This is a genomic window from uncultured Allobaculum sp. (assembly GCF_948576815.1).
Lineage (GTDB): Bacteria > Bacillota_I > Bacilli_A > Erysipelotrichales > Erysipelotrichaceae > Allobaculum > Allobaculum fili.
The window spans coordinates 1-11117 of record NZ_CAPAEZ010000078.1; the positions used below are offsets into that span (position 1 = coordinate 1).

Genomic DNA, 11117 nt, shown 5'->3' on the forward strand with positions numbered 1-11117 from the left:
TATAAAGGGCCGCTCCAGAAATTTTCACTCGCTCCTCGTCCAGCGAGGTGTTTTGGGCCTTCGAAACGGCCAAATGTTTTTACCACCAAAAACGAATTTACACAAAATTTTTGACATGTCCGAATTGACCATACGGCTAAGCAGATTCAAGACTACGAATCTATGATGCAAGAAACTCTTGAACCGGTGAATTGAAATAGTAAACGCACCCATTGAACTCTTTCTCGTTGCATTTAGTCCTTCAACCACAATCGTTGCGTTTAGTCCTTCAGTCCAGATAACCTAAGGTCGTTCTTGTTTAGCGAAAAATGTACTGACCGATTCGGCCAGTCTTCTATGTTCTCCTTCCAAAACAGACAGGAGGGCCTTATGCCTAATCAAAAACATCTCAACGCTGTCACTCGAAAACTGATTCAAGACAGTCTGGACCAGGGGCTTTCTATGCCTGAAATCGCCCGACAGATCGACAAGTCTAAAAGCACCGTCAGCCGCGAAGTCAAAACGCATATTTCCTTTCAGCCGTGTCTTAAGGAATCTGATTCCAACGGTAAAGCTGTCATCTGGGATTGCGTCTGTATTCATGAATGCAGCCCTGACAACGGGATTTGTAAATCTCCATGTAAAAAGCGAAAGCCGATTCCTTGCGAATTCAGAGACAAAAAAGGATTGTGCAACGGATGTCCTAAAGCCCATCGGCCTCGGCGATGCAAACTCGAAAAGCGCCTCTACAAAGCGAAACAGGCGCAGGAGGAGTACGAAGAAACTCTTAGAGAATCACGCACTGGGATCAACCTTACCGGTGAAGAATTCCAAATATGTGAAACGCATCATCAGTGAAGGAGTTAAAAACGGGCAGTCTCTTTCCTCTATCTGTCAGCGCTGCCCAGAGATCCCAGTAACGGAGCGTACTGTCTATACCTGGATCGAACACCGGGAATTAGCCGATCAGGGAGTCTTAAATATCGATCTCCCCCTTAAGGTAAAGCGAGAAATCCGATTCAAGCCCTCTATCAAAACGAAAAAGCGGAAAGACAATTCTGTGGTTCGAGGCCGAACTTATGAGGATTTTCAGAAACACCTCGCTTCACACCCAGGTGTATCGGTAGTTGAAATGGATACGGTCTATAACGACGTAACCAACGGGCCATTCATGCAGACTTTTCTATTTCGCGATCCGCACCATCTGTTTCTCGCTGTTTACCACACAGAAAAGACCGCTCAGGCGATGTCTGAAGGACTTAAAACTCTCCACGATCAGCTTGGAGCCCAGACTTTCCGACGACTGTTCGCGGTGATTCTGACCGATCTCGGTTCAGAATTTACTGCAGTCGAAGAAATCGAAGCACTCGGTGTGAAAGTGTTTTACTGCGATCCGATGCAGTCTATCCAGAAAGCCTCCGTTGAGAACAAACATCTTCTTTTAAGGAGAATTTTCCCGAAGAACCGAGGCGGCCATATTTTTGATTTAGTCAAGCTGGGACTGACCAGTCAGGAGCAGCTGAACATCGCTGTCTCGCATATCAACTCATATGGATTAAAAAGTCTGCACGGTCATACGCCGTACGATTATTTCTGCTTTCTGGAAAAATCTTCTGAAATTGTGGAAAAACTAGGAATCAAAAAAATAGATCCGGCTTCTGTCCACTTGAAGCCAGATCTGTTAACTCGCTAAACAATAACGAGAGTTAAGAAGGAGAACGAACACACCTTAATTCACATATTTGGCAGTTGCATTTAGTATCGGAGCAAAAAAATACACTAATCAACTGCTCTTTTTGTCGTGGTTGCATTTAGTCCTTCCAACTCAAAAATTTTAGCATGGAAGCACAGAAAAGGCGAAACGCGGCCCTGGTAAAAGAAAAATCCCCTCAGTTTCCTGGCTTAGATAAAGGAAATTGAGAGGAAAAGTAGATTTTTGAAACAGTAAATGGAACGCTCGTTTTTATCAGTTCAATGGGTGCGTTTACTATTTCAATTCACCAATTCCTGGGATTTCCCATCTCTCGGCGAAACAGATTCTCGGCGAAATCGGTCCGAAAATGGATTGCTTCGTAAACGTGAAGCACTTTATAAGCTGGTGCGGCCTTTGTCCCGCAAGTAATCAGAGTAACGGAAAGCACAAATCAGTGAAGATAGGAAAGGGTGGGAGATACCTGAAGCCTGTACTGATTCAGTGCGCTCTCAACGCCGTTAAAAATCCATATTTTGGCAATAAGTATAAAGCCATTTCTGGCAGACGCGGCAAGAAGAGAGCTCTGGTGGCTATTGCGAGAAAAATGATGACAGCAGCCTATCACATGCGTTGAACCGGAGAATTTTTCCGGCCCGGTGATGAATCTGACGTATCGAATACAGCGGTCCCGGCTGAGAACGAGACGGTTGAAGAAAACAGCTGCACCGAAGCCGAGAATTTCGTGGAATTGGAGAACGTCCACGAAATTCAGAAAACGGCCGTAGAACGGGTTGAACTGACAAAAGAATCAGATCCAGTTCTTATTGAAAAGGTGCAGATCCTGCTTAAACAGATTGGAATTCCCCTTCAACTGGCAGAAACAACAACCAAGTCATTGTTGGTATAACGCAGAATACAAATGATGACGGCTAAGAAAAATTTCCCTTCGCAAGGAGGGCTTTTCGTCGTGCCATAAATCATCTAAAGACTTTCACATTTTCAAAAATATCTGCCTGAAATTTCCCTGCATACTCGCGAGTTTACAAGATCCAGGCGTAAGGTTCCACAGCAAACTGAAAAATTCAAAGCCGTGCCTCAGATCAGGAGACGGTAATATGCAGGGTTCTGGTAATGCTGTTGCCAAAGCGGTCGCGAATGCGAATATCCACATCCCGCTCTTCGGTATTCCACGTCAGATCCGAAGGAGCCTCGTAATAAACGCCCGAAAGATCGCTGGCGCCAAACACGTCATCCCAGTTCACGTCCTGTCCGTATTTTAAGTCGAGGCTGGACGGTGATCTCGCCAGAGAGGGGGCCTTTGTGTCCTTGATCTTGATCACGAACGGTATGGTTTCCTGTCCGTCACGGATCAGAAAGTTATACTCGCCGACCGTCAGATAGTCCAGGCCGACGGTTACAAAGCGGTTGTCCGTAATGGTAATGCCCGGCGCATCCGCTTCTACGCTCAGACGGTCCAGATCGACTTTTTCCGGATTTTCGAGATAAAGTGAGGGATTGGCGTAGACGTCGACGCCCAGCTCCAGCACAAACGTCTGGTTGGTCAGGGTAAGGTTTTGCGAACAGCCCGTCAGCATTATACACAGGCCAGCGGCAAGGAGTCCTCTGGACTTGCGCTGCCTTTTGAAAAGCGACTGGTTTCTGTACGAGGCGTTTGAACGCATCAGTGTCTGTACGCGCCGGTTCAAGGAGAAAAAGAATTTGCGGATCATACGCCTGCTTCTTCCTTTTGCGGACAAGCCAGTTCGCGGATTTTCGCGAGACGGTGCTTCATACCCGATTTGGAAATCTTTTCTCCAAAGAGATCAAAAACCGCGTCGCAAAGCTCCAGCGTGGACGCTTCCGGATTTTGCTTGCGCGCTTCCATGACGTTGGAAATTTTCATCGGCACCTTGATGCCGCGCTCTTCGATCGTCGCAATCCAGACGAGCTGTTCGCTGGCGGCTTTCTGCGTTTTCATCTCGTTGGCTACTTCGCAGTTGTCCAGACGGGTCAGCTGATTGTAAAAGTCGCGCTGAATGCGCTGGCCTTCAAATTCGAACAGCGACTGGCTGGCGCCCAGAAGACGCAGAAAATCCGCGATCTTGTCTCCGGCTTTCGTATAGACGACAAAGCCCTTTTTCGGCGTCAGCAGTTTGGCCGGAATGTAAAAGCGGTTCATCAGCTTGATCGTCATCTGCGCCAGCTCCTGCGAAGGCAGATTCATTTCCAGATGGTAATTGGCCGTCTTTGGCGAGTTGATGCTGCCGGAGGCCAGAAACAGACCCTGAATAAAAGCCCGCGCGTTTTTCTCGGAACGCACCATCGTATACGGCGGCACGCTGTACAGGCCGCTTTCGCGCAAAATGCCCAGATCTTCGAGGATGTCCGAAGCCTGTTCATACACCATCAGCCGGTAGACGTTGTTCTTTTTCAGATTCATCTTTTTCAGCGTGGAAAGCTGGATATCGACCTGATACTCGTTTTTCAGAAGCTGGAACACCAGCTTGGCAATGGAGGCATTTTCCGTCTGAAAGGAAAGCCAGGTTCCCTGCGAATTCCAGTTCAGCGAAGCTCTCGAAAGAAACAGCGCGCAAAGCATCGCCCTTGCCTGTGCGCCGGAAAAGGAAAGCTTGCTGATCTCGGCTTTGACATCACTTGAAAACGACATTTTCTTTCCCTTCGTCAAGCGTGTTCAGAATGGTCTGTACGCTGCGGGCGATAGCGTCGCTGTCATGACGGATCCGTCCGTTTTCATCCACGATGGACAGCTTTTCTTCCAGGATGGCGTACGTATGGTCGCTTTCCTTCAAGGTGACGGGATAGCTTGCCTGCTTGGCGTAGCGGTCCAGCGTTTCCTGCGGAATGGGCTGCGAATTGATCACGAGCAGATCGACGGAATTTTTAAACGTGTGCTTTTCAATGGCGCGAACGTGATCTTCCGCGGAAAAGCCGTCGGTTTCGCCGGGCTGCGTCATCGCGTTGCAGAAATACACTTTGGGAACCGGGCTGTCTGCGATTGCCTTGCCGACATCCTGAATGATCAGGTTGGGCAAAATTGAAGTGTAAAGAGAGCCGATTCCGTAAATGATCAGATCCGCCTGTTCGATGGCCGTGATCGCTTTATCGTAGGCATGAATTTCGTCGACGTAGTACACGCGCGAAATCGAGTTGTTCGTATTTGGAATGTTCTTTTCCCCGCGAACGAGCGTTCCGTCCGCCATCAGAGCGTAAAGAATCGCGTTGTCGAGGGTAGAGGGCAAAATGTTGCCTCGTACTTTCAGGACTTTGGAAATGGCCTGTACGGCGCCCATGAAGGAGCCGGTAATGTCCATAAGCGCCAGAAAGATCAGATTGCCCAGCTGATGACCGCCGATGTCGCTCGATCCGCTGAAACGGAAGTTCATCAAATCCGCGAACAGGTGGTCATCTTCGACTTCCGCCATGGCGCAGAGAACATGGCGGATATCGCCCATGGCTGGAGTATGGTAAATATCGCGCAGCCTCCCGGTGGATCCGCCGTCATCCGCTACGGTGATGACGGCCGTGAGCGAGACATCTTCGAGATGCTTGAGACCGCTCATCATCGCGGAAAGACCAGTACCACCGCCAATGACTACCACATTTTTCATGCTTCATCCTCCTTGACGGCATCGCGATGGAAGCAGTACGTCTTGTACTCCTTCCTGTACTGTTCATTGAGCCAGTTGCAGACGCTGACCGAACGGTGCTGACCGCCCGTACAGCCGATCGCCACGATGATGTGGTTCTTGTTCTGCGAACGGTAGGCTTCAAACACGAAGTCGAGATAGTCTTTCAGACGCCGGCTGAATTCCCGGGTTTCTTCGCGTTCCATGACGTACTTGTACACTTTTTCGTCATTGCCCGTCAGATCCTTGAGGGCCGGTTCATAAAACGGGTTGGGCAGAAAGCGGACGTCGATAATTTCATCGGCATCCATCGGCACGCCGTGCTTGAACCCAAACGACTGGAACGTAATCGCAAATTCCGGTTCGGTCGGGTTTTTGAAATACGGTTTGAGCGCGTTGACCAGCGCCTGCGGGGTCAGCCGCGTGGTATCGAGGTGAAGGGTATCCTTCATGTTTTCTTCAAGATTTTTAAAGGAATCGCGTTCGAGCTCAATCGCTTCTTCGAACGTGGACGCCTGATTTTTCAGAAGCAGCGGATGCATGCGGCGCGTAAAGCGGTAGCGCAGCAGCAGTTCTTCATCGCTGGCATCCACAAAGATCACCTGCAGCGGACGGCTGAGGGCGTCAAAGAAGTTCATGAAATCGACGTAGTCCTGACTCGACGCCGTCAGAGCCAGACGGTCGTAAGCCGGATCATCGCTTTCCATCAGTTTTTCCAGGGAGTTCAAAAGCTCCTTCGGGAAGTTGTCAATGCAGTTGTAGCCAAGATCGGCGAGCGCATTCATGGCAGAGGTTTTACCCGCACCGGACATGCCGGTAACGAGGACAAGCTGTTTTTCCACAGAGATCGCTCCTTTCTTTGGATTAACTTCGTATTATTCTATCAAACAAAGATGGCAGAAATCCGGTACAGAACAAATTCTTCTGTTCTGTCTGCACCAGCCTTCTGCCGTCCATTGAATCAGTCTGCGTTGGATTGTTCGAAAACGCGGATATTTTCGTTGGATCCGATGACGATGATCGTTTCATTGTCTTCGAATACGTAGTTCGGATCAATTTCCTCGATCGTTTCATCGCCTTTCTGAATGGCGATAATCGAGATGCCGTATTTCTGTCGAAGTGCGAGATCTTTCAGCGGCTTGCCGATGAAATTGTGCGGCACTTCGATCTGGGCGATATCGATATTTCCCGATACAGAGAAGTAATCGATGACGCGCTTGTTGGACAGCTGGTTGGCCAGCCGCTCCCCCATCTCCCATTCCGGGTAGACGGCTTTCGCGCCGATCTTTTCGAGAATCGATCCCTGGTCCTTGGAGTTGGCTTTGGCGATGACCGTAGGCACTTTCAGATTCAGGCAGTAGAGCGTCGCCAGAATGTTGGCATCCATCTGCGAACCGATCGCGATGATCGCGGCGCTGCAGTCGGCCACACCGATTTCTTCGAGCGATTTCTGATCGAGATGATTGATGACATAGGCGTAATCCGTCAGATAGCGCAGTTCCCGTACGCGATCCGGATCTTTATCGACAATGATGACTTCCTGCCCGTTGGCAACGAGCGTCTGCGCAACGGCGGAACCAAAACGGCCCAGCCCGATTATGACGAATGTGCCCTGCGAGGGCATCTCGATCGATTTTTCCTGTTTGTTTTGCTTAAAGAACATGAAGTATCTTCCTTCCCCAAAAACACTTTTCCAGCCTCGCGGAACGCATTTTTACCGATTCCGTCACGGGCTTCATTTCTATACCGGCTGCCCGTCCATTCTGGGCGGGCAGTTTTTCTTTATCTTATGGATCAGCCGATCAGCACATTTTCTTCGGTGAACGAAGCGGAATGGGCGCGGCTGGTCACGAGCAGGTTGGCAATGGTCACCGGACCAAGTCGGCCGGTAAACATGACGACAATCAGAATCACACGCGATACCGGCTGCAGCGACGCGGTAATACCGGTACTGCTTCCGACGGTCGCAAAGGCGCTGACGACTTCCGTCAGCACGTCAGAAAGCGCGAGATGGCTTTCGGCTACACAGATCAGAAAGGTCGCGATAAAGACGACCATCAGTCCGTAAAAGAGAACGGTGAATGCCTGCGTGAATACCAGATTGGGGACTTTGCGGAAAAAGCAGCTGTCCTCATCATGGGCCGTACTCGAGGAGATGGCTTTCAGGCCGATCACAAAGGCGGTTGTCGTTTTAATACCGCCGCCCGTCGAGTTTGGCGAGGCGCCGATAAACATCAGAACGATGAATACCAGCAGCGCGCCGTTGGAAAACGCGGAAAGCGGATAGGACGCGAAGCCGGCGGTTCGGGCAATGACCGACTGAAACCAGGCTTCGAGCCACGTCTGTCCGGTCGTGAACTTCAGCAGAATCGTTCCGGCACTGAGCAGGAAGACCGTCATGAACGCGGCGATCTTCGTCGTCAGCGACAGCTTGCGCCAGCAGAATTTTTTCTTCCACAAATCGATCAGCGCCAGAAAGCCGAAGCTTCCGATAATAACCAGAATGGAAATCGTCATGCAGAAAGCGGCGTCTCCCGCAAAGGGAATCAGCGAATCCCCGCCTGCAAACACGTCAAAGCCGGCGTTGTTAAACGCGGAAACGGAAAGAAAGCAGGCATGGCCAAATGCCTGAAGCGGATTAAAGTAGCGCATGAGCGGAAACCACAGGCAGATCGCGCCGATGGCTTCGAACGTAAAGGTGATGCGCAAAATGATCGTCGCCAGCTTCTGCAAATCGAAATAGTCGGTCAGATTTTGGGCGGCGACAAACAGGGACCGCGTTTTCAGACCCATTTTGCCGCCAGCGACGCGTATGAGCAAAATGCCCAGCAGGACAACGCCCATACCGCCGATCTGGATCAGAATCGCCAGAACGAATCGTCCAAACAAATTGAAGGTCTGTCCGGGGACGACTACCGTCAGACCCGTTACGCATACGGCACTCGTGGCTTCAAACAGCGCATCCAGAAAATTCAGCTGCTTTCCCGGCATCAGTGAAATGGGAAGCATGAGAAGGATGGCGCCGATCAGAATGACCAGACCAAAGCCGCCGGCCAGAAGTCTGGCCTGGGGCGTCCGGTTAAACCACTTGTGCATCGTAAAGCCTAACCTTTTTTTCCTTAGAAATGTCATACCAGATATCCTTGTGACCATCGAGTCCAGGCTCGACGGGAAAACAAAACCCTGCAAAGCGACAGAAAACGCATGCCCTTCAAATCATTTCAAAGGGAATACGAACGCTGCAGAACGATACCGCAGGATACACCCGAATCCAGACGGTTTCTCAAATGGAGGCGGGCATCCCTGAAAATTTCTTCTTTTGAAAAAAGCAAATTTCTGGCAGTTCTGCTTTTTTGCCAACGTGCAGGACATCAACAATATAGCACGATCCGCCTCAAACAACGGGAAGCGCCCATGGTTTTGGCGCCTTCGCCGGACAGTCGATTTCTTTTTATCGCTATTCCGCTCTGTCTTTTCTGCTGCGGAAGCGCTCCTGCCGGAGACAGCTTTCAGCCTCTGTCGCCTCCTGGATTTTCTGAGAAACAAAGAGGCAGTCTGCACCAGGTTCTGTCCATGAAAAGATGCATGGAAAAAGCCGGAGGTTTTTCCTCCGGCTCTGTCCGTTCGAATTTGATATGTACAGTCTGAACAGCTGGATTACTGATCAGACAGCTGAGGTCTTTCTTGCATAACCGGCAAAGCTCCGGTCATTTTGGAGGACGCGTTTGCGGACGGATACGCGTCCTTTTTTCTTCGTTTTGAACCCGCCGAACGTCCGGGTTCCTGCACGCGGCCCTCACTGTAAGAGCGTCTGGGGCCGTTTGGATACGAGCGCGCGTTTTTGGACGTTTTCATCGCTTTCGTCTCGTTCATAGCCGCACCAGACTTTGAAGACGACTTCGTCTGTTTTGGAGAATACGCGTTTGCGTTTTTCGTGTTCTGGACGCGCCCGGAGCCGTTTTTCTTCGTCCAGTTTCCCTTTGGTGAAGAGGCAGACGAATTTTTATACGAAGGTTTGCGGCGTCCATCGTTTTTTCTCGATTCCATCCGGGCCGTTTCGGCCGCTTTGCGCTCATTTTTCTTACCAGCCGGCTTGCCGTTCCAGGCGGACGTTTTTTTCGTACGCGGATCGTGCACATTCGGCTTTTTCGAATTCGAACGCTTTCCTTCCGCTGTCTTTACGGGGTTCGGACGCGAACTGGATGATCCCGAGCGGCCGTTTTTGCGGCTGGAATCCCACGAACCTTTTGCCGATCGAGCCGACGCAGAAGCCGCCTCCATACGCTTGAGGGCGGACGGGCGCAGGCGAATGTTCAGTTCAATATTATATTGTTCCAAAATCGACTGGGCATCGCGTGCGTTCAGCGAAAACTGCAGGTGTTCCTTTTTCAGCCGCATGCCGGGATAGCCGCCGGGCATGGGGAGCACGAGATCGGTTTTCATTTTTCCCAGCACGTAGCAGAGCTCGGCCATTTCCCTTGCGGAATGAGCATTCTCGCCGCCTTTGCGGGTCAGACATGAGTAGGGATTCTTTCGAATGCCCCAGCTTCGCCACGTCGCAAACAGTGTTTTGCGTGCGCGGGGATCCTGTGCGCGATCGATGGCCCGATACAGGTCTTCGACACTCGAATAATGACGGGCGAGCGCGACGGCGCGGGTTTCCCCGATGCCGCGAACGCCGGGAATATTATCGGAGCGGTCGCCCATCAGCGCTTTCATCATGCAGACGCAGCTGGCGCTGTAGCCAAACTCGCCTTCAAGAACCTGGTCGTCCACTTCGACCACCCGGCTGGGCAGTCCGGCCGGCATATTGTATTTGGTGCGCCAGGCATGCACTTTGTCGCGGTCGGACATGCCGTACCAGATTTTGGTGCGGGGACTGATCAGCTGGAAGTAGTCCTTGTCCCGCGTCAGCAGGCGGACCGGCAGCTGCTTTTCCATCTGCACAGCCAGACTGCCCGCAAAATCATCCGCTTCATAATCCGGGTGCTGAAACTGGGCAATTCCAAGTTCCTGACACAGGGTGTAGGCGGTCTGATACTGCTCGGCCAGAGGGGTCGGCGTACTGGATCGATTGGATTTATAGGAGGGCCACATGGATTTGCGGAAAGTGTGACGGTTTACGTCCCAGCAGACCGCCAGATGCGTTGGCCTCTGGTACGTCAGAATCGTAAAAATCGTATGAAAAAACGCTTCAATCGCGTCGCAGTAGCGGCCGTCAGCGTCTCTTTTTAACAGTTTCGAGTAAAGTTCCTCTTTTTTTTCCTCGTCTTTTTCCTTGCGGATGGCTTTGGGCAAAGAAGAAAAATAGCTGGTTGCAAGAAGTGAAGACCCGTCAATAATCAGAAGATATTCTGATTCAGGTTTCATGGTTTCTCCTTCCTTAAGATTAGAAATTTCCGCCAGGCTTTGCGATGCGTTTTGCATGGTCTTATTGGAAAAGCGCAGACCAGCCGGCTGTTCCGACAGCCCTGTCATAACAGAACAATCACATCAGACTTCCACAGAAGAAATCGTGATTCTATGAATTTATTCACCGCATTGTATTGTTTTATATGCTTAAGAACTATAGTCCGGCAGAGTCTTCATAATGCCATACTGTCCGATTTTTTTCAACTCTATCCAGACTTCTTCCCTTTTCATTCTTTGCCCGGCTCCCGCACTTTCACAGGCCCAATCGTCTTTTTCAGATGTCGATTTTTCTCGTTTTGTCTGCGCAGGCCAGGCAGTTTTTCTCTTTTATAAAAGCAATGCTGTTCACTTAAGCTTCACAAGTGAGCAGTGCCTTGCCTTTCTAG

The 11117-nt window shown here is 50.5% G+C and carries 9 protein-coding genes and 1 pseudogene; 3 read left to right on the forward strand and 7 right to left on the reverse strand.

Translation table 11 applies throughout. The features are described 5' to 3' along the window. Positions 1 to 369: 369 nt before the first annotated feature. From Q2J39_RS10820 to Q2J39_RS09420, 3 genes and pseudogenes are all read left to right on the forward strand, one after another. A pseudogene (locus tag Q2J39_RS10820) lies at positions 370 to 489 on the forward strand (helix-turn-helix domain-containing protein); the annotation flags it as partial. Positions 490 to 580: 91 nt separating this feature from the next. Beyond that, on the forward strand, positions 581 to 1672 hold the full coding sequence (locus Q2J39_RS09415) for a hypothetical protein (RefSeq protein ID WP_300968147.1): 1092 nt from the start codon (positions 581 to 583) through the stop codon (positions 1670 to 1672). A gap of 319 nt (positions 1673 to 1991) precedes the next feature. Then, positions 1992 to 2306 (forward strand): transposase, encoded by a 315-nt coding sequence (locus tag Q2J39_RS09420; protein ID WP_288821015.1) that lies wholly within the window; start codon positions 1992 to 1994, stop codon positions 2304 to 2306. A gap of 466 nt (positions 2307 to 2772) precedes the next feature. On the opposite strand, the gene Q2J39_RS09425 is transcribed toward Q2J39_RS09420, so the two are convergent. The 7 genes from Q2J39_RS09425 to Q2J39_RS09455 form a co-directional block, all read right to left on the reverse strand. Then, complete coding sequence (locus Q2J39_RS09425; RefSeq protein ID WP_288340475.1) at positions 2773 to 3402, reverse strand: hypothetical protein; 630 nt, start codon at positions 3400 to 3402, stop codon at positions 2773 to 2775. Beyond that, positions 3399 to 4340: a DNA-binding protein WhiA gene (gene whiA / locus Q2J39_RS09430; RefSeq protein ID WP_230268349.1), complete on the reverse strand. Its 942-nt coding sequence runs from the start codon at positions 4338 to 4340 to the stop codon at positions 3399 to 3401. Before whiA ends, Q2J39_RS09425 begins: the two co-directional genes overlap by 4 nt. Continuing rightward, the gene (yvcK, locus tag Q2J39_RS09435) at positions 4324 to 5301 is read right to left on the reverse strand and encodes a uridine diphosphate-N-acetylglucosamine-binding protein YvcK (protein WP_230268348.1); all 978 of its coding nucleotides are present in this window, start codon (positions 5299 to 5301) and stop codon (positions 4324 to 4326) included. The genes whiA and yvcK overlap by 17 nt, the downstream gene beginning before the upstream one ends. Continuing rightward, positions 5298 to 6161 carry an RNase adapter RapZ gene (gene rapZ, locus Q2J39_RS09440; RefSeq protein WP_288340479.1) on the reverse strand — a complete coding sequence of 288 codons (864 nt, stop codon included), beginning with the start codon at positions 6159 to 6161 and terminating at the stop codon, positions 5298 to 5300. Before rapZ ends, yvcK begins: the two co-directional genes overlap by 4 nt. A gap of 119 nt (positions 6162 to 6280) precedes the next feature. After that, complete coding sequence (locus Q2J39_RS09445) at positions 6281 to 6982, reverse strand: TrkA family potassium uptake protein (RefSeq protein ID WP_230268347.1); 702 nt, start codon at positions 6980 to 6982, stop codon at positions 6281 to 6283. Between the two features lie 131 nt (positions 6983 to 7113). Next, the gene (locus Q2J39_RS09450) at positions 7114 to 8415 is read right to left on the reverse strand and encodes a TrkH family potassium uptake protein (protein WP_288340481.1); all 1302 of its coding nucleotides are present in this window, start codon (positions 8413 to 8415) and stop codon (positions 7114 to 7116) included. A gap of 561 nt (positions 8416 to 8976) precedes the next feature. Further along, the gene (locus Q2J39_RS09455) at positions 8977 to 10689 is read right to left on the reverse strand and encodes a 5'-3' exonuclease H3TH domain-containing protein (protein ID WP_288340483.1); all 1713 of its coding nucleotides are present in this window, start codon (positions 10687 to 10689) and stop codon (positions 8977 to 8979) included. Positions 10690 to 11117 lie beyond the last annotated feature (428 nt).

Coding starts and splice junctions, on each gene's coding strand:
- Q2J39_RS09415 (WP_300968147.1), top strand. CDS start 581: ATGAATGCAGCCCTGACAACGGGATTTGTAAATCTCCATGTAAAAAGC.
- Q2J39_RS09425 (WP_288340475.1), bottom strand. CDS start 3,402: ATGATCCGCAAATTCTTTTTCTCCTTGAACCGGCGCGTACAGACACTG.
- whiA (WP_230268349.1), bottom strand. CDS start 4,340: ATGTCGTTTTCAAGTGATGTCAAAGCCGAGATCAGCAAGCTTTCCTTT.
- yvcK (WP_230268348.1), bottom strand. CDS start 5,301: ATGAAAAATGTGGTAGTCATTGGCGGTGGTACTGGTCTTTCCGCGATG.
- Q2J39_RS09445 (WP_230268347.1), bottom strand. CDS start 6,982: ATGTTCTTTAAGCAAAACAAACAGGAAAAATCGATCGAGATGCCCTCG.
- Q2J39_RS09450 (WP_288340481.1), bottom strand. CDS start 8,415: ATGCACAAGTGGTTTAACCGGACGCCCCAGGCCAGACTTCTGGCCGGC.
- Q2J39_RS09455 (WP_288340483.1), bottom strand. CDS start 10,689: ATGAAACCTGAATCAGAATATCTTCTGATTATTGACGGGTCTTCACTT.